This window comes from Collinsella sp. CLA-ER-H6, from assembly GCF_040092305.1.
Lineage (GTDB): Bacteria > Actinomycetota > Coriobacteriia > Coriobacteriales > Coriobacteriaceae > Collinsella.
On the sequence record NZ_JBBNLS010000008.1, the window covers coordinates 44852 to 63927 of the forward strand.

Here is a 19076-nt window from a genome sequence, read left to right on the forward strand (position 1 = left end):
CACAAACTAAAACGTACGAAAGCGGGGGTTTACCCGATTGTTACCAAGATATGCGCCGCAATTGGTGTCTGCGCACAACAACCAGCCATATTAACGCGCACGTGTGACGGTGTGGCGCAATGTAGTGGCGACCTGCGCGATAATGGACGGGAATTACACGGAAACGTAAAGGCTTCTTAAAGAATTGGCGAGGATGAGGCGATGAACGAACGGGCTTGTATGACGAGTGCGGGTGACGTGGACGCTGGCATGGACGCGGGCGGCTATCCGGTCGAGACGACGGGCAATGCGGTGCTGGACACGTTGGAGCACCGTTCCTCCACGCGTGCCTTCGCGCGCGATGACGACGGTCGCCCCGTGGCGGTGACCGACGAGCAGCGGGCAGCGATTCTGCACGCGGCGAGCCGTGCGCCGTCGGCAGGCGCCATGATGATGTATTCCATCGTGAGCATCCGCGAACAGGCTACGCTGGACCATCTGGCCGACCTGTGCGACCACCAGCCCATGATCGCCAAGGCGCCCTGGGCACTCATATTTGTGGTCGATTATGCCAAGTGGATCGATCTGTTTGAGCACGTGGGCTGCTTTGAGCCCGAGTTTGTCGAGCGTACGGGCAAGGCGCCCCGCCGCGCGCCGGGTTTGGGCGACTTTGCCATCGCGGCCCAGGACGCCGTGATCGCCGCGCAAAACGCCGTGGTTGCCGCCGAGGCTCTGGGCTTGGGGAGCTGCTATATCGGTGATATCGTCGAGAATGCCGAGGAAGTGGCCGAGCTGCTGGATCTGCCTCCGTATACCATGCCGCTGTCGATGCTCATCATCGGCACGCCCCGCAAGGAGCGCCCGGCTATTGCGCATCCCGTGGTGAACCTGGTGCACGAGGAGCGCTACTGCCGCGCCGATGCTGCGACCATGGACGCGCAGGTGGCCGAGATGGACGCGATGTTTCGCCCGCATGCCCGCGAGGTGGGCGAGCGCGTGGTGGATATCTACACCCGCAAACACACTAGTCCCTTTATGGCCGAGATGAGCCGCTCCATGGAGTGGTGGTTCAAAAACTGGCTCGGAAAATGACAGATGAGGCAAAGGGACAGTCCCTTTGTCGCATTCCATATCGCCGTAGTGGCCTAAAGGCCGTATAAATGTTTATCTAGCTGGGAAAACGGTGCCGTGCAAGCGCAGGTCGATTACCTATAATCCCTTCGAACATTAAAGTTGGGAGGAAACCGGCTTATGGAACAAAAGGCCAAGGAGGCAGCCTCGCACGCTGCGATTCCTGTGAGCATCTCGGCGATGCTCGTCACGCTGGGCGTGGTGTACGGCGATATCGGCACCAGCCCTATGTATGTAACCAAGGCGCTCGTTGCCGGCAACGGCGGCATCGGAAGTGTGACGGAGGAGTTCGTGCTTGGCGCGCTCTCCCTTGTCGTGTGGACGGTCACGCTGCTGACCACCATCAAGTATGTGCTCATCTCGCTGCGCGCCGATAACCATGGTGAGGGCGGCATCTTTGCCCTGTACAGTCTGGTCAAGCGCTGCGGCAAGTGGCTTATCATCCCCGCCATGCTGGGTGGCGCCGCGCTGCTCGCCGACGGCATCCTGACACCTGCCGTTACCGTTACCACGGCCATCGAGGGCCTGCGCACCATCCCGGCGGTCCATGCCGTGCTGGGCGATGACCAGGGTCGCGTCGTCGCCATTACGCTCGCCATCATCATCGTGCTCTTCTTGGTACAGCGCATCGGTACGGCCAAGATCGGTCACGCCTTTGGCCCCATCATGACGCTGTGGTTCCTGTTCCTGGGCGGCACGGGTCTGTTCTTTGTCTTCCAGCACCCCGCCGTGCTGCTGTGTCTCAACCCGGTTCGCGGCATCGCCTTTTTGCTGAGCCCCAACAACCACGCGGGCATCATGATTCTGGGCAGCTGCTTCCTCGCCACCACCGGTGCCGAGGCGCTCTACTCCGACATGGGCCACGTCGGCCGCGGCAACATCTACGCTACCTGGCCGTTCGTTAAGTGCTGCCTGCTGCTTTCCTATATGGGCCAGGGCGCTTGGCTTATGAACAACGCCGCCAACCCCGAGCTCATGGGCATTGCCGATCTCAACCCGTTCTACCAGATGCTCGCCCCGGGCCTGCGCCCGTTTGCCGTCGGTCTTTCCACCGTCGCGGCCATCATTGCCTCGCAGGCGCTCATCACCGGCGCATTCTCGCTGGTGTCCGAGGCCAGCCGTCTGGACCTCATGCCGCACATGCAGGTCTTCTACCCTGCCGAGACCAAGGGCCAGCTCTACATCCCCATGGTCAACAACGTCATGCTTGTCGGCTGCGTCATCGTGGTGCTGCTGTTCCAGAACTCGGCGCATATGGAAGCCGCCTACGGCCTTGCCATCACGCTGACTATGATGTGCACCACGTTGCTGCTCTTCTTCTACCTGCACGAGGAGCGCAAGCTCAAGGTTGCTCCGTGGATCTTCGCGGCCTTCTTCCTTTTGCTCGAAGGCTTCTTCTTCGTGAGCTCGCTCACCAAGTTCTTCCACGGCGGCTACTTCACCATCCTCATGGCTGCACTCATCATGGGCATTATGGTGTGCTGGTACAACGGCACGGCGGTCGAGCAGCGCCAGTTTACGCTGCTGCCGCTGCGCAGCTACCTGCCGCAGCTGAAGCGCCTGCGCGACGACGACCGTTACGAGCGCATGAGCGACAACGTCGTGTACCTGACCAAGGACACCCATACCGACTACATCGACCGCGATATCGTCTATTCGATCTTGGACAAGCATCCCAAGCGCGCCCGCGCCTGGTGGTTTGTGAATGTCGAGACCATGGACGAACCGCACACCTTTGCCTATTCGGTCGAGACGTTCGGCACCGACTATGTGTTCCGCGTGCATCTGTACCTGGGCTACAAGATCAACCAGCGCGTCAATGCCTACCTGCGTCAGGTTGTTCAGGACCTGGCTGCCACCGGCGAGCTGCCGCCGCAGACGCATGACTACTCGGTCTACAAGGATCCGGGTAACATCGGCACGTTCAAGTTCGTCCTGATCCGTAAGCTTCTGGCGCCCGAAAGCGATGTGGAGCCGAGCGAGCGTACGGCCATCACGCTCAAGTACATCATCCGCCGCGCCGCCGGCACGCCCGCGCGTTGGTACGGCCTGGAGAACTCCAACGTGAGCTTTGAGTACGTGCCGCTGTTCACCAAGTTCAAAGCCGTGAACAAGATGCAGCGCCTGGCCCCCAACGAGCGCCCGTAGGCGCCGACAGTTGCATGGAGTTGGTTTTCGATGGACAAGATTGAGACCGGGGAGGCAAACATGGATGCAAAGATGCTTGATGGCCGCGAGGTGGTTGCCGAGCTGGTACGTGAGGCACGCGCCGACGCCGCCGAAGATCGGTTTTTGACGAACCGTGCCAACATGGATATGGCCGACCGCGTGATCTCGATCGTGGCACTGGTATTTGGAGCGGTGTGCGTGTGTGCCCTGCTCGCGCACGTGCTGTTTGTCTAGCGACCGCAGGCTGTAAAGGCTATACACTTGGAACCACCACGAGGGAAAACCACCACAAAGGTGCCTGTCCCCTTTGTGGTGGTTTTTGTTTTTGAGAGAGGGGCGGGACGCCGATGGACGTCCGTACGGACGGCGATATTGCCGATAGCTTTTGGTGGCGGCGCACAACGCTGACGCGCCGCACTCCTCTGTATGACGCCTGCGTATCGGTGGGGCTGCTGGTCGCGGCGACGATTGTGGGCGCGCTGCTCGACCATCCGGGTCTCGCGCCGAGCATCATGATCGTCTATGTGTTCGCCGTTCAGCTGTGCGCATTCTTTACCTGGAGTCGCCTGTATTGCTTGCTGAGCTCGGCTGCCGCCGTGGCGCTCTACAACTTCTTGTTTGTCGACCCGCGCTACTCGCTGTCGCTTATCGACCGCGGCTATCCCGGCATGTTCTTCATCATGTTCGTGGTCTCGCTTGTGTCGAGCTCGATTGCGTTGGCCCTGCGCCGCGCCTTGGCACAGGCTGCCGCCAGCGACCGCCGCACGCATATGGTGCTCGAGACCAACCGCATGCTGCAGCGGTGCGCCGATCAGCATCAGATCGTTCACGCCATGGCCACGCAGCTGGCGCGTCTTTCGGGCTGCCCGGTCGTGTGGTACAGCGCCGACGCCGAGGGCGATGACCTGCTGCCGCGTGCGACTTACACGGCCGTGGGCGATGCCGCACCGGTGCACGAACTGGCGCCGCAGATGCCGCCTCGGCTCTCGGCGTCCGCCTATGTGGGAACGCCGCTCGACGCCACGTTTGGCGGCTCGGCGTTTTATGGCATCTACCTGACGGTTCGCACAGGCGACGGCTTCGCGCGCTCGGGCGACCCCGCCTCGGTGGTGGGCGTGCTGGCTATCGTTGCCGAGCCCGACGTGCTGACGCATGAGGAGCGGACACTTGCCGATGCCATCGTGAGCGAAGGCGAGCTGGCGCTCGATCGCGCCCGCGCCATGGAGGCCCGCGAGGAGGCGGCGGTGCTTGCCAAAAACGAACAGCTGCGCGCCAACCTGCTGCGCTCTATCTCGCACGACCTGCGCACGCCGCTTACCAGTATTTCGGGCAATGCCGACGTGCTGCTCGACCAGGGCTCGACCGGCACCGCGGTGCTCGATGCCCAGACGCGCCGCGGCCTGCTTCTATCCATTCGCTCGGATGCGCTGTGGCTCAACGCCACCGTCGAGAATCTGCTCGCCATCACCAAGCTCGAGGGTGGCGGTATGCGCCTGTCGACCACGCTCGAGCTCATGGACGATATCGTCGAGGAGGCGCTGCGCCACGTGAACCCTGCCGTGCGCGAGCACGACCTTAAGGTGGTGGCGTGCGATGAGCCGGCGCTCGTCAACGTCGATGCGCGCCTGATGGTGCAGCTGGTGGTCAATCTGGTGAACAACGCCATCACCTATACGCCCGCGGGCTCGCATATCATGATTTCGATTAGCGTCGACGATGGACGCGTGGCGTGCTCGGTGGCCGATGATGGTCCGGGCATCGCACCCGAGGATCGCGAGCGGATCTTCGAGTCGTTCTATACCGCCAACCATGGTCTGGCCGACAGCCACCGCAGCGTTGGCCTGGGTCTTTCGCTCTGCCGTTCCATTGCGTTGGCACATGGCGGTAGCATAGAGGTTGCCGCGGCGGACCCGCACGGTTCGGTCTTTACGATTGAACTTCCCGCCGCCGATGTTTCGTTTGATAAGGAGTAACGCCGTGCCGAACTCTGCCGTAAAACCGCTCATCTTGGTTGTTGAGGATGACCCCGCTGTCCGCAACCTCATCGTTGCCGCGCTCGAGACGCACGGCTTGCGCCATATGGCTGTGGAGACCGCCCATGCCGCCATCGCTGCCGCCTCATCGCAGGCACCGAGCATTGTGCTGCTCGACCTGGGTCTGCCCGATATGGACGGCGTCAAGGTGGTGGAGTCGGTGCGCGCATGGTCGGGCATGCCGATCATCGTGGTCTCGGCGCGCAGCGAGGATGCGGACAAGATTCGTGCGCTCGATGCCGGCGCCGACGACTACCTGACCAAGCCGTTTTCGGTCGAGGAGCTGCTCGCGCGCATTCGCACGACGCTCAGACGCCTTTCGTATGCGCAAACGGGCGGTGTTTCCTCTGAGGGCTCGTTCGATGCCGGTGAGCTGCATATCGATTTTGATGCCGGCATCGCCACGATGGATGGCGAGGAGCTGCATCTGACGCCGATTGAGTACAAATTGCTATGCCTGCTAGCGCACAACGCCGACAAGGTGCTGACGCACCAGTTTATCCTGCACGAGATTTGGGGTACGGCAACTAAGAGCGACCTGGCGAGCCTGCGTGTCTTTATGGGCACGCTGCGCAAGAAGATCGAGTCCGACCCCGCGCACCCGCGCTATATCCAGACGCATGTGGGTATCGGTTACCGATTGGTCACCCAAGGCTAGATCGCCAACCACCATCCCAATATGAGTTGCGGTGAAATGCGGACGGAAATGGCCTATTTGGCGGCCAAACAGTCCATATTCCACAGCAACTTTGTTTATTTGCCCCTGGGTTTGCTGGCGTAGAACTTCTTCTTTTTGGGCTTGCCGGCGGGGGAGGGTTTGCCGGCAAAGTTGGACTTGCCGTTGCCGGCCTGCGCGTGCGTGGGCACTGCCGCGCGAGGCTTGCGGACCTCGGGGTTGCGCAGCTCCTCGGTTCGCTCGGCAATCTCCTCGGCGCTAAAGCCGACCTCTGCCATGGCGTCCTCGATGGGCAGGCGGCGCACGATATAGCAGTGGTGCACCTTCTGGTTGCGCGCGAAATCCTCGGGGATGGTCTGCGCCGTAATGTCCTCCAGCACGACGCCCGCGCACGCGAGCTTGCGCGTCTCGGGGCGGAAGCCGCGCAGGTTGCAGCTAAAGATGGCATGGCCACCCTGCGCGAGCAGGCGCGATACGCCGGCCAAAAGATCAACATGGTCGCGCTGGACATCCCAGGTGCGGCAGCCCATCTTGGATGAGTTCGAAAACGTGGGCGGATCGACAAAAATCAGGTCCCAGCGGTTGCGCGTCTGGCGCTGGTCGCGAATCCAGGCGAGCACGTCGTCGCGCACAAAATGATGCTGCGGACCAACAAAGCCGTTCTGGCGCATATTGCGCTCGGCCCAGTCCAGGTAGGTGTTGGAAAGGTCGACCGTCACGGTCTCCTCGACGCCGCCATCGGCCGCGTAGCAGGTGGCAGTGCCGGTGTAGGCAAACAGGTTGAGGAAGCGGCGCGCCTGCTTGGCGTGCTCGCGCACCAGGTTGCGCGTGACGCGATGATCCAGGAAGATGCCCACATCCAAATAGTCGTCAAAGTTGACGGCAAAGGTGAGTCCACCCTCTTCGATGAGCGGCAGGCGACGGCGCGCGATGTTGGCGCGCTCGCCCGAGCCGCCCTTGCCGGCGCCCTGCTTACCGTACTGCGAGCCGCCACGTGAGCGCATGCGGGCCTTGGCGTGCACGTGCTCGGCCGGAACATCAAGGATGCGCGGCGAGATGGCCAAGATGTCGAGCATGCGGGCCTGGGCCAGTGCGGGGTCGATGGTCTTGGGCGCGGCGTATTCGGCGATGACGAGCCAGCGGCCCGGCGTCTGCGGGCAGCCCTCGTACAGGTCGATGGCGGCGGAGTAGTCGGGTAGGTCGGCATCGTAGACGCGGTAGCAGCTCACGCCCTCGCGCTTGGCCCACTTGCGGCGCAGACGGGCATTCTTGCGCAGGCGGTTGGCGAACTGCTCGGACTCGGGGATGAGCACGGGCAGCGGCTTGCCGTCGCCCAGGTCGAGCGTGGCGGCAGGTTCGGACGTGGGGGTGTCGGCGGCTTCGCCTTGGGCATCTGCGGTCTGCTCCTCGGCGTCTGAGCTGGTCGCAGCTTCGAATGCCGCGGCGGCGTGGTCGAGCGAGGGCCAAACCTCAAGAGCCGCCTCCTCGTTATTGGGCATGACGGCGATGGAGCGCGCAGGCTCGGCATGGAGCGCGCGGGCCATAAGGCCGTCGCGGGCGAGCGCGGCGACCGGCGCGGCGGTAAGCTCGGGCGCGCGACGCAGCTCGCCGATCAGCGTCATGGCGTCGTGCATGAGCGAAAGCGGTGTCTCGGTCGTATCCGCGACCACGGCGGCACCGGCGACGGCGCCCACATGGTCCAGCACGGTGACGGGCTTGGCGGCGCAAAAGTCGACAAAACGCTTGTAGCCAGCGCTCTTGACCATGCGCTCGGCGGTCTTGCGGGCGGCGGGGTCGATGTCTACGGCCACGATGCGTGCCTGGCGCTCGCGCGCTGCCGCCTCGCGCTCGCGCGCCTCGGCAAGCAGCTGCTCCCACAGAGCGGCGTCGTGCAGCTGCCAGCCCTCAAAGCCCCAGCGCTCGCGTGCGGCGCCCGGGGCGCGGTCGGTCAGAATGTTCACGGCCTCCAGCAGCAGACCGCCGCCGGCGCACGAGGCATCGATCAGCGTGGGAAGGGCTTCGTTCTCGTAATCGTCGGCCGTCAACTCGCGCTCGCACAGTGCGGTCCAGCCGACCTGCGCCAGCACCAGGGCGGCGTAGTCGGGGCGCAGCACGTGCGCGCCCTCGCCGGCGCGGGTCGCTGCGGGCGGCAGGCGTTTGAACAGCGGGTCGCCCGAAAGGTCCAGGCTGATGCTCGCGCGGCGCTGACGCAGCGAAAGCAGCAGGTGAACATCGGGATCGGCGGCGTCGATATCGGCGCGACGGCCCGTGGTTTCGGCCAAGCGGTCGCACAATGCGTCCTTGGCGCGCAGGGCCGAGAAGCGCGTGTTGCGCAGCTGCTCGGTCACGCCGCGGGCGGTGATGGCGATGGTGGCGCCGGGGCGGATGATGGTCTCCCAAGCGATGTCGTAAACGCTATCGTACAGTTCATCGGCATCCTGCGCCTCAAAGCGCCCGAGTACCACGAACACACGGCTCGCCAGGCGTGACCACAGACAGGCGCGGTAGCCTTCTTCGAGCTCGCCCTCAAATGTGGCGCGGCCCTTCAGCCGGCGAACATGCGAAAGCCCGAGGCGTTTAAGCTCATCGGCGAGTGCAGACTCAAAGCCCTCGGGGCAGCTTGCGTAAAATTCCATGGGTGACCTCTCTGGTTGCGTCGCTCCATTATATGATGGATGCTTCGTTTACTCTCGCCCCCGAAAGGAACCCATATGATTGATGCGTGCCCCGATTCTGCCGTGCTCTTTTTTGACGTGGACGGCACGCTGACGTCGTTCGATCCCGACAACATGACCGACAAGGACTTTTCGGCGGTTCACCCCTCGCAGACGGTCGTCGAGGCGTTTCATCGTCTGCGCAACGCGGGACACCAGGCATTTATCTGCACGGGTCGTCCCCTGTGGCTCATCGCGGACAGCTTGCGTGCGCTCGACCCCGCGGGCATCGTTGCCATGGCAGGCGCCACGCTCGAGGTCGAGGGCCGCGTGGTGCATGAGGACTGCTTTGACGAAGACATTGTTGCGGAGCTCGCTCGCCGTATGGTCGCGGCAGGGATTGAAGCCTTTTTCGAGACCAACGTGGCTACTTTTGCCCTGGAACCCGCGGGCGTTGAGCAGCCGTCTCTGATCGGCACTTCTGTGGTGCATAGCGCCGAGGAGATGCGCGTCGACGGCCGTCTGCGCGTGGGCAAGGTGTGCATCGTCGCGAGCTACCTGGCTCGCGTAGCCAACGATGACGGCTTTATCGATCGCGAGTTTGAGCTGTGCAACACCGGTGGTCAGAATCGCGAGCTGAGCCCCAAGGGCATCGACAAGGGCGTGGGCGTGGCGCGAGCGCTGGAATACCTGGGTCGCACCGGCAACGCACGCACCTTTGGCTTCGGCGATTCGGGTAACGACCTGGGCATGCTCGCTGCCGTCGAGACGGCTGTCGCCATGGGCAACGCTATGCCCGAGGTCAAGGCGGTCGCCGACTACGTGACCGACGATGTCGCACACGACGGCACCGTCACAGCGATGCAGCATTTCGGCCTCATCTAATGAATCCCGCGTTCTGACGTTTGCTCAAACTGCGACTCTTTGCTTTTGCATGCTCAATCGATTTATCAATCCAAACACTGAGGTGTTTATACCGTTCGCCGAGAAGATAAAAACCCGCAGCTCACGCCTTGATAAACATAGGTAAAGTGTTTAGCAGTTTAACGCCCATGTGCAAGCGAAAGGAATCAGGCAGATGGCAATCAAGGTGTTCGCTGACGGTGCAAACCTCGAGGGCATGCTCGACATGTACGAGAACGGCAACGTTCAGGGTTTCACGACCAACCCGTCCCTTATGAAGAAGGGCGGCGTGACGGATTACCGCGCGTTTGCCAAGGAGGTCCTGGCCCACATCACCGACGTTTCCGTCTCGTTTGAGGTCTTTGCCGACGACGTCGAGACCATGGAGGTTGAGGCTCGCGAGATCGCTACCTGGGCCGAGAACGTCTACGTCAAGATCCCGTGCGTGACCACCAAGGGCGAGTCCACCGCCGAGCTGGTCCGCAAGCTTTCGGCCGACGGCATCAAGGTCAACGTCACTACCATCTTTACGCCTAAGCAGGTCGATGAGATGGTCGAGGCCGTTGACGCCGAGACACCGTCCATTATCTCGCTCTTTGCCGGCCGTATCGCCGATACCGGCGTCGATCCCATTCCGTTTATGACGGAGTCGGTCAAGAAGGCCGCCGCAAAGCCCAGCTGTGAGGTCTTGTGGGCGTCCACGCGCGAGCTCATCAACATCTACCAGGCCGAAGCCTGCGGTTGCCAGATCATCACGGTGCCCAACAGCATCCTGGCCAAGCGCAAGAACATCGGCCGCGACCCGTACGAGGTCTCGCTCGATACCGTGCGCGGTTTTGCCAAGGATATCGCCGCTTTGGGTTTCCATATCCTGCCGTAGCGCGAACGCCGACTGTACCGTGGGCTGTTCGCCCCGGCCTTTCCTTTCCCTATCGCTCACGCGCTTCGCGAGGATCGCGCTAGGCAAAGGAAAGGCCGGGGCTGCCGACACGAGCTTGCCAGCAAGTTGGCGCTTGGCTTCCATATCCTGCCGTGGGCAAAGGTACCCCCGCCTGCGCCGTGCAAAATCGAGAGTATTCAGCAACGTAAAGGTCTTTATCAGTTAACCGAAGCATGGAACGGCCCCCGTTTTGGCTCTGACGACGCTAAAACGGGGGCTGTTTTTTGCTTTTTCGTCTCTGAGGGGCACCCGGAACGGTGGAATTTGCAGAATACTCGCGATTTTGCACATCGCTACAGGGGGTACCTTTGCTTTGGCGGTTTACTTGCCCTGCACCATGGTGAGCGAGATCTTCTTGCGGTCGCGATCGACCTTTTCGACCCACACCTTGACCGTGTCACCGACGCGCACGACGTCGCTGGGGTGCTTGACAAAGCGGTTGGCCAGCTTAGAGATATGTACGAGGCCGTCCTGGTGCACTCCCACGTCGACGAAGGCGCCAAAGTCGACGACGTTGCGCACCGTGCCCTTGAGCTCCATGCCGGGTTCCAGGTCGTCGATGGAAAGTGCCGAGCGGCTAAAGACCACCTCGGGCGCGTCGTCGCGCGGGTCGCGGCCGGGCTTCTTGAGCTCGTTGACGATGTCGATGAGCGTGAGGGTGCCGCAGTCCAGGTCGCTTGCCAGCGTCGAGATGCTGCCCAGACGGCGCTCGATGTCGGGTACGCCGCCGCGGCTAAGCTCGCTTGCCGCCACGCCTGCGCGCTCAAGGACGGCCGTGGCCACCTCGTAGCTTTCGGGGTGGACGCTCGTTGCGTCGAGCGGGTTCTTACCGCCGCTAATTCGCAAAAAGCCTGCAGCGTTGAGATATGCCTTGGGTCCCAGCTTGGGGACCTTCTTGAGCTGGCGGCGATCGGTGAAGGCGCCGTTTTCCTCGCGGAAAGCCACGATGTTCTTGGCCACGCTCGGCGTGATGCCCGAAACGTATCCCAGCAGGCTCGCGCTCGCGGTGTTTACATCGACGCCCACGCGGTTGACGACGTCCTCCACCACGTGGCCCAGGGTGCGCGAGAGCTCGGCCTGGTCAAGGTCGTGCTGGTACTGGCCCACGCCGATGGACTGGGGCGGAATCTTGACGAGCTCTGCCAGCGGGTCCTGCAGGCGGCGGCCCAGGCTCATGGCGCCACGTACGGTGACGTCCAGGTCGGGATATTCCTGGCTGGCAAGCTCGGAAGCGGAGTACACCGATGCGCCGGCTTCGTTAACGATGGTGTAGCGAAGGCCGGGTGCCTGCTCGGCAATGAACTCCGAGACGACTTCCTCGGTCTCGCGGCTGGCGGTGCCATTGCCGATGACGATGGTGTTGACGCTGTCCTTTTTGACGAGGCGGGCGAGCTCGCGCTTGGTGCCGGCGACGTCGTGGCGCGGCTTGGTGGGGTAGACCACGCCGTGGTCGAGCAGCTTGCCGGTCTCGTCCATGACGGCGACCTTGCAGCCGGTGCGGTAGCCCGGGTCGAGCGCGAGTACGCGGGCGCCACGGACGGGGCGTGCCGAGAGCAGGCCCTCGAGATTCTTGGCAAAGACGTTGATGGCCTCGGTCTGAGCGCGAACGGTGAGTTTGGCGCGGGCCTCGCGCTCCAGCGAGGGGGCCATGAGGCGCTTGTAACCGTCAGCGATGGCGGCATCGAAGATGGGCGCGAAGACGCCCTGGCGTCGGGGCCAACGGCTGCCGAGGCGCGCTGTGGCGGCAGCGCCGTCGACGTTCACGCGCACGCGGAGCTTGCCCTCGCGCTCGCCGCGGTCGATAGCCAGCACGCGGTGGTTGGGTATACGGCGCAGCGGCTCATCATAGTTGTAGTAGGGCTCGTAGGGAGTCTTCTCTGCGGGGTCGGTGGCCTCGACGACGATGTCGGCGGTGTTTTGCGTAAAGGCGCGCAGGTCGGCGACGTTCTCGGGGTCTTCGGCCACCGTCTCAGCCACGATGTCCGCCGCGCCGGCGAGCGCCTTCTCGGGCGTGTCGAAGCCGGCTTCCTCGTTGACGTAGGCCGCGGCGGTGTCGAGCGCGCTGCCCTTGGCCGAGGCCTGCATGATGATCATGTTGGCAAGCGGCTCCAGGCCTGCCTCGCGGGCCTTCTGTGCGCGGGTCATGCGCTTTTTGCGGTAGGGCTTGTAGAGGTCCTCGACACGCTGGAGCTGCGTGGCCTCTCGAATCTGCTGCTCGAGTTCGGGCGTGAGCTTGCCCTGGGCGTCGATGAGCAGAATGACGTCCTCTTTGCGCTGTTCAAGATTGCGCAGGTAGGACAGGCGCTCGTCGAGTGCGCGCAGGGCGACGTCGTCCATGCCGCCCGTTGCTTCCTTGCGGTAGCGCGAGATAAAGGGGATGGTGTTGCCCTCGTCGATGAGCTTGACGGCTGCCTCGATGTTGGCGGCCTTAAGGTTGAGCTCGCGGGCGAGCTGGGCGATAAGATCCATGGGACTCCTTGCGTTTAAGGTGCGTTTGCAGCACAGGGCTACCAAGGATACCACCCGTCCCAAAAGACTGTTTTGGGGCCGCGCCACGAAAACGACCTATCTACTACGTTTGAACCATATGGGTCGACCATCCCTCGGTTTTCCGAAAATGCGCAACCCGCCTACCTGCGGTTTTTATTTCTCGAAATTCGGCATGGTTGAGGGTGATCGGTTAAACGTAGTAGATAGGCCCATTTCGTGGCGAACGAACCAAGCTGAGGCGCAAAATAGCTCCCGCTCCAGGAAAATCGTCGGCAAGGTACCAAAAAGCCCCGCGGGCAGGAGGCTGCTCGCGGGGCGAAGAAGAGGGGCTTGTTGGTGGCGGGCCGAGGGGTTCGGCATAGGAGTTTGCCGCGACCCGCCCTAAAGTATTACAGCTCGACGATCTGGCCGGTCTCGGCGGCCTCCTTGATGGCGTTGAGAAGCGTGAGCGTCTTGACGTTATCGGCGGGGGTCACGACGGGCTCGACCTCGCGGCGGACAACCTTCACAAAGTGCTTGAGCTGCATCTTGTGCGGCAGTGCCGGGTCGACGGCCGGAATCTCCATCTGCAGCGGCTTGTGCCAGTTAGAGGCGCCGTCGTAGGAGAACTGGTGCAGGCGGGGCAGCGACAGGGCGCCCTTAGTGCCGCCGATAAAGTAGGCGTCGGCGTCGAAGGGGCGGTACTGCGGATCCTCGCGAGCGGTTGCCTCCCAGTTCCAGGGGCTGGCGGTGGCGTCGGAGATGGTCATGCTTGCGAGCGCGCCATCGGCAAAACGGACGTTGACCACGGCGGAGTCCTCGGTCTCAAAACCGCGGGCGGCGCTGGACTGCATACCCTGGACGGCAACGGGCTCGCCCAGCAGGTAGCGGAGCAGGTCGACGTCGTGCACCAGGTTGACCAGGATCGGGCCGGCACCCTTCTTGCGGCGCCACTCGACATCGAAATACTCGTCGTTCTTATAGATCATGTAGTGGAAGCTCGACACGGTGAGCTTGCCCAGCTCGCCGGACTCGATGATCTCCTTGGCCTTGTTGACGAAGGGGTTGTGGCGACGGTGCTGGCCCACGAGCACGGGCACGCCGGCGGTCTCGGCCTCGGCAGCGAAAGCCTGGGCATCCTCCAGGTCGTTGGAGATCGGCTTTTCGACCAGCGGAACGATGTTGCGCTTTACGGCCTCGCGGGCAACGCCCAGGTGCAGGTCGTTGGGGGTGGCGATAATGACGGCCTCGGGCTTGACCTCGTCCATCATCTGGGCGGGATCGGTGTAAAACGGCACGCCGGCGGCCTCGGCCGTGGCGCGGGCGCCCTCAAAGGCGTCGGCGATGGCGACGAGCTCGGCCTCGGGCTCCTCGGTGACAAAGCGGATGTGGTTGCGGCCCATGGCGCCGGCGCCGATAACGGCAATGCGGACGGGGTTGAGCTCAGACATTTCGACTCCTTAATACTGGTGACCGGTGGAATGCGACAAAGGGGCTGTCCCTTTGTCGCATCGGTAAAACTAGGCGGACTTCTTCTTGCTGTCGGAGACCATCATGTAGACGGTGAGCACGACGGCGATGGCGGCGATCACGATGGCGCCGTAGAAGGACTGCTGGTAGGCGGCGCTGCCGGCCTCGGCGTGATACAGCACGGCGGTGATGGGCTGGCTGATCCAGGTGGAAGCGGCATAGCCTAAAAACATGATGCCGTAGTTGACGCCGATGTTGCTGGTGCCAAAGGCGCCACCGGTGAGCGGCGGGTAGATGACGAGCAGGGCGCCAAAGCTAAAGCCGAGCAGGGCGAGCGCCACAAAGAACATGCTCTGCGTAAAGCTCATCGACATGATGACGAGTGCGACGATAGTGACGACAAGGCTGATGAGCAGCGACTTATAGGCGCCGAGCTTGTCGATGATCTGGCCAAAGGACAGGCGGCCAACCAAGTTGGCGCAGGTGTTGACGGAGACCACCACACCGCCGAGGGCGACGGCCGCGGCGCTCGTGGGGTCGGCGAAGAGCTGGACGGCGGCGATGGAGGCAACCTTGCCCACGAGCAGGGTGCCCGCGGTGGCGGCAAAGGCGAAGGTGACGATGAGGACCCAGAAACGCGGGGTCTTGACCATCTCGCCCGGGGTGAGGTCGCCGAAGGTGCCGGCATGCGCGCCGCCCTTGGGGGCCTCGAAGCCCTCGGGCAGCCAACCGGCCTCGGGGGCCTTCAGGAACAGGGCGGAGGCGGCAATCGTCACAAAGAAGATGACGCCGAGCGCCTTAAGGGCGCCAAAGATGCCCAGGCTCGGGATGAGCAGCGAGGCGAGCACTGGGGACAGCACGGCGGGGCCGGCGGTCGAAGCGGCCAGGGTGATGCCGGAGGCGAGGCCCTTCTTGTCGATGAACCACTTTTGACCGGTGGTGAGTGCCGGGTTGTAGCCCAGGCCGTTGCCGATGGCGGCGACGAGCGAGAACCACAGGTAGAACTGCCACGGCTCGGTGACGGTGCCGGACATGAACCAGCCCAGGCCGTAGCACACGGCGGCGGCGATAACGACGTTGCGCGGGCCGATCTTATCGGAGATGCGGCCGGCGAAGATGCCCGTCACGGCCATGATGGTCTGAAAGACCGGGAAGGCCCAGGTAAGAGCGCTGGACCACTCGGGGTAGACGGCGAGCAGGTTCTTGCTCACGACGGAATACAGCGCGATGGAGCTGATGAAGAACATGGTGACGCACGCGGCGGAAAGCACGACGGCGCGACCCTTGTTGGAGTTGGTGGAAGCCATTGGACTCTTTCTAATCGATACGGGGGAGGAGCGGTCGTATCCGCGGGTCTCCCTGTTAGGTTGGTTTACTGGTCAGTCGGCTTGGCGACGCCGGACTCATCGGACCAAAGCTCGACACCCTTGTTCTTGAGGTAGTTGTCGGCATAGGCGCGACGGCCGCCGGGCTTGGCGGTGAGGTCGCCCATCATATTGGAGAAGCCACCATCGACCTTGATGGCGTCGCCGGTGGTAAAGTCCGAGCGCGTGGACGCCAGGAACATGACGGCGTTGGCGATATCACTGACCTCGCCGATGCGACGCGTGGCGATCAGGCGGCTGCGGCTCTTTTCGACCTCGGGGTCGGCGTAGAAGTTGGCCGACATCGGGGTCTTAACGAAGCAGGGCTCGACGCAGTTGGAGCGGACGCCGTAGGGGCCCCACTCGGCGGCGAGCATCTTGGACATCATGTTGACGCCGGCCTTGGTGGAGCTGTACACGCCCGAGAACGTCTCGGGGGAGTGGCTGGCGACGGTCGAGATGTGCACCAGGCGACCCTGGCCGGCCTTGATCATCTCGCGACCAAAGCGCTGCGAGGTGATGAAGTAACCGGTGAGGTTGACGTTGAGCACCTGCTCCCAGTCGCTCAACGGCAGGTCTTCCATGGCTGCGAAGCGCAGGATGCCGGCGGTGTTGACGAGAACGTCGACGCGGCCGAAGTCGGCGATGGTGGCATCGACGGCGGCCTGAACCTCGGCCTCGTCGGTGGCGTTCATCTTGTAGCCCTCGGCGTGGATGCCAAACTCGGCGGCGAGGTCGGCGGCTGCGGCCTTGACCTTTTCCTCGTCCAGGTCGAGCATGACGACGTTGGCGCCATTGCGGGCGAACTCGCGGCAGATCTCGGCGCCCATACCGCCGAGCGCGCCAGTCACGGCGCAGACATCGCCCTCGAGCTTAAGCCAATTGCTCATAGGAACTTCCCTTCTTGTGCCTCCCGGTGGGTCGCTCCCATTAACCGACCCACGTGGTTTTCGCTGGTTATCGTATGCTTTGCATTTGCGCAGGTGAATTGCATATTTGTTAGAATGGCGTTAACCGTAGGTTCATAGCTTGCAAGACGATGCGCCTTTAATTGAGTGTGTGACCTGCCAAAACAACCCCCTTCGGCAGTTCATTGCCATGCGTCTGGAAACAGGAGATTGACGTGTACGATCGACGACTCGAGGCCATATCGGCCGCCGCGGAGCTGGGAAGCTTCTCGCGCGCGGCGGCAAAATTGCGCGTGTCGACTCCGGCGCTCGTCAAGCAGGTGTCGGGCTTCGAGGCCGAGTTCGGCATCACGTTGTTCGAACGCTCGCATTCGGGTGTTAAGGTGACGCCGGCAGGTGCTCTGCTGGTGGACGATGCACGTTCGATCATGCGCCAGTCCGAGGATGCGTTGCGCCGCGCCCGACGCGCGGCGGGCGATGGCGGGGCCGTGCGTCTGGGCGTGTCGATGATGTGCCCGGGGCGCCAGACGCTATCGATGTGGTCGGGCATCCATGATCTGGAACCGTCGCTACGAATTGAGATTGTGCCGGTAAGCGACCTCTATGACGAGCGCGAGACCGTCATGCGCAGCTTGGGCCGCGAGGTCGATGTGGTGCAGTCGAGTTTTTCTACCCCACGCTGGGGCGACGCCTGCCAAAAGCTTCGCATCGTTAACGTGCCGTTTTATATCGACCTGCCACGCACGAGCCCGCTTGCCCGCAAGAATCGCATTACGGTCGCCGACTTGGAGGGCATGCGCCTGCGCGTGCTCCGTCACGGCAACGACGCTATGGACAGCCTGCGCATCGACCTGTTAGCCGACGGCGGTGTGGATGTGATCGATGTGGATAGCTTTGACTTCGCGCTCTTTAACGAAGCCGAGGAAAAGGGCGATGCGGTGCTCACCTGCGGAGCGTGGTCGGGGGTGCACCCGGCCTTCGTGGGCGTGCCGTTCCTATGTGGGCGAGAGGTGCCGGTCTTTTTGCACTATCCGCTCGAGCCCACCCTCCAAGTACAAAAATTCGTCAACGCCATGGCCAACTCCTCAAGTAGCCAAAAGAGTCCCGTCCCAAATTAGCTACCCTTTGCTACGGGTTTAGCGGTCCTCGCGTTGCGGATCGGCCGTCTCGGCTGCCTTTACGCGGTTCTTATCGACGTACATGTTCTTGTCGGCCTGGGAAAAGAGTTCGCGCATGGTAGGTGGCTCGTCAAAATCGTTGGAAAGCGCATAGCCCACCGCGTAGCTGATGGGCATATCGGGGTGGACTTCGGAATACTCGTTCACGTTCGCGTGAATCCGAGCGAGACAAGATTCCACAGCGGCTCGGTCGGCATCCCGCAGTACCGCGATAAACTCATCGCCGCCGTCGCGACCCACAAAGCACGTCTCGGACGCCACGCTTCCCAGTTGCTGTGCAAAAGAGCGGATGTATTCGTCGCCCTTCTCGTGGCCGAAGTTGTTATTGACCGTATGCAGATTGTTAAGGTCGAAGACGCACACCGCAACGGGCGCCTCCGCGGAGACAGGCTGCTCCTGCCCCAAGATCTCCTCGCACTTGTTCTTATTGGGCAGTCCCGTGGCTTCGTCGAGATAGACTTTGCTCTGCAGCTCGCGATTAAGCGCGGCAGTGCGCACCGCGCGAACAAGTTCAACCGCAAAGGTCGCCACCAAGCCCACGATGTCGATGATCACCAAGCCCTCGAGATAGTTGAGCGCCGACGCCTTCTCCTGAGAGTAGTCCTCTGCGAGTCGCGTAGCATCGTCGCAAATGCCAAAGAACTCCTCGCTCATCGAGATGATGTCGGTGTTCTCGTAGCCGACTTCGCGCACGCGGGCAATCTCGGCGCGAAGCTCGTCAAAATAGTTCGCGAGTTCGGTCATCTTTGCCTGGTACTCATCGTCATCGAGACGGACGAGATTGAGGTCGTCGCTTCCGTAGCGCAAGCCGTTAATGTATGAATCAACGGCCTTGAGCAGGTCGTCTTGTGGCTGGCCTGCGTCCTCGAGCTTCACGATGCGCTGCGTGGTGCCGCGTACCAGGCCGGCGTAGTTGACCACGCGCGCCGTGCCCTGGATATCGGAGACGAGCAGCATGACATTGATGAAGAAGAAGATGAGAACTGCCGTGAGCACCATCATGAGCAGGCGCACCGCCTGGCTGGCCTTCTTGGCGACAGAAGTATTCACAAGTTCACTCTCTCAAATGGCAAAAGCGCAGGTGGCACCCAGCGTGCTGAAATTTACGTGAGGTCAACTCTACCATATGGGCCAACAGCCTCAAACTGTAGCAGACGCTCGTCCAAATTGGCGTGACGCTTGTCTTGTTGTTCTTGACCTGG

Annotated in this window: 14 protein-coding genes; 8 read left to right on the forward strand and 6 right to left on the reverse strand. The window is 62.5% G+C overall.

Annotated features, from left to right (window positions below; genetic code table 11):
* The first annotated feature begins 201 nt into the window (after positions 1–201).
* The 5 genes from AAAX77_RS04925 (at position 202) to AAAX77_RS04945 (ending at position 5970) form a co-directional block, all read left to right on the forward strand.
* On the forward strand, positions 202–1071 hold the full coding sequence (locus tag AAAX77_RS04925) for a nitroreductase family protein (RefSeq protein WP_349105061.1): 870 nt from the start codon (positions 202–204) through the stop codon (positions 1069–1071).
* 159 nt (positions 1072–1230) lie between these two features.
* Positions 1231–3258, forward strand: coding sequence for a KUP/HAK/KT family potassium transporter (locus tag AAAX77_RS04930; protein ID WP_035138754.1), 2028 nt, complete (start codon positions 1231–1233; stop codon positions 3256–3258).
* Between the two features lie 30 nt (positions 3259–3288).
* Complete coding sequence (locus AAAX77_RS04935) at positions 3289–3513, forward strand: hypothetical protein (RefSeq protein WP_117840328.1); 225 nt, start codon at positions 3289–3291, stop codon at positions 3511–3513.
* Positions 3514–3626: 113 nt separating this feature from the next.
* A complete protein-coding gene (locus AAAX77_RS04940) occupies positions 3627–5252 on the forward strand; it encodes an ATP-binding protein (RefSeq protein WP_349105063.1) in 1626 nt (541 codons plus the stop codon).
* A gap of 4 nt (positions 5253–5256) precedes the next feature.
* Positions 5257–5970 (forward strand): response regulator transcription factor, encoded by a 714-nt coding sequence (locus tag AAAX77_RS04945; RefSeq protein ID WP_349105065.1) that lies wholly within the window; start codon positions 5257–5259, stop codon positions 5968–5970.
* 95 nt (positions 5971–6065) lie between these two features.
* On the opposite strand, the gene rlmKL is transcribed toward AAAX77_RS04945, so the two are convergent.
* Positions 6066–8624 (reverse strand): bifunctional 23S rRNA (guanine(2069)-N(7))-methyltransferase RlmK/23S rRNA (guanine(2445)-N(2))-methyltransferase RlmL, encoded by a 2559-nt coding sequence (rlmKL, locus tag AAAX77_RS04950; RefSeq protein ID WP_349105066.1) that lies wholly within the window; start codon positions 8622–8624, stop codon positions 6066–6068.
* A 75-nt stretch (positions 8625–8699) separates the two neighbouring features.
* Between rlmKL and AAAX77_RS04955 the strand changes: the two genes are divergently transcribed.
* Both AAAX77_RS04955 and AAAX77_RS04960 read left to right on the forward strand, forming a co-directional pair.
* Positions 8700–9527, forward strand: coding sequence for an HAD-IIB family hydrolase (locus tag AAAX77_RS04955; protein ID WP_349105067.1), 828 nt, complete (start codon positions 8700–8702; stop codon positions 9525–9527).
* 193 nt (positions 9528–9720) lie between these two features.
* Complete coding sequence (locus tag AAAX77_RS04960) at positions 9721–10425, forward strand: transaldolase (RefSeq protein WP_349105068.1); 705 nt, start codon at positions 9721–9723, stop codon at positions 10423–10425.
* Positions 10426–10806: 381 nt separating this feature from the next.
* On the opposite strand, the gene AAAX77_RS04965 is transcribed toward AAAX77_RS04960, so the two are convergent.
* From AAAX77_RS04965 to AAAX77_RS04980, 4 genes are all read right to left on the reverse strand, one after another.
* Positions 10807–12954: a Tex family protein gene (locus AAAX77_RS04965; RefSeq protein ID WP_349105069.1), complete on the reverse strand. Its 2148-nt coding sequence runs from the start codon at positions 12952–12954 to the stop codon at positions 10807–10809.
* Between the two features lie 410 nt (positions 12955–13364).
* Positions 13365–14405 (reverse strand): Gfo/Idh/MocA family oxidoreductase, encoded by a 1041-nt coding sequence (locus tag AAAX77_RS04970; RefSeq protein ID WP_349105070.1) that lies wholly within the window; start codon positions 14403–14405, stop codon positions 13365–13367.
* A 69-nt stretch (positions 14406–14474) separates the two neighbouring features.
* Positions 14475–15731, reverse strand: coding sequence for an MFS transporter (locus AAAX77_RS04975; protein ID WP_117646283.1), 1257 nt, complete (start codon positions 15729–15731; stop codon positions 14475–14477).
* Positions 15732–15796: 65 nt separating this feature from the next.
* Positions 15797–16678, reverse strand: coding sequence for an SDR family oxidoreductase (locus tag AAAX77_RS04980; RefSeq protein WP_035138767.1), 882 nt, complete (start codon positions 16676–16678; stop codon positions 15797–15799).
* 233 nt (positions 16679–16911) lie between these two features.
* On the opposite strand from AAAX77_RS04980, the gene AAAX77_RS04985 reads away from it, so the two are divergent.
* Positions 16912–17814, forward strand: coding sequence for a LysR family transcriptional regulator (locus AAAX77_RS04985; RefSeq protein WP_349105072.1), 903 nt, complete (start codon positions 16912–16914; stop codon positions 17812–17814).
* A gap of 18 nt (positions 17815–17832) precedes the next feature.
* Here the strand turns inward: AAAX77_RS04985 and AAAX77_RS04990 are convergent, their stop codons facing one another.
* Positions 17833–18924 carry a GGDEF domain-containing protein gene (locus AAAX77_RS04990; protein ID WP_349105073.1) on the reverse strand — a complete coding sequence of 364 codons (1092 nt, stop codon included), beginning with the start codon at positions 18922–18924 and terminating at the stop codon, positions 17833–17835.
* Positions 18925–19076: the final 152 nt, after the last annotated feature.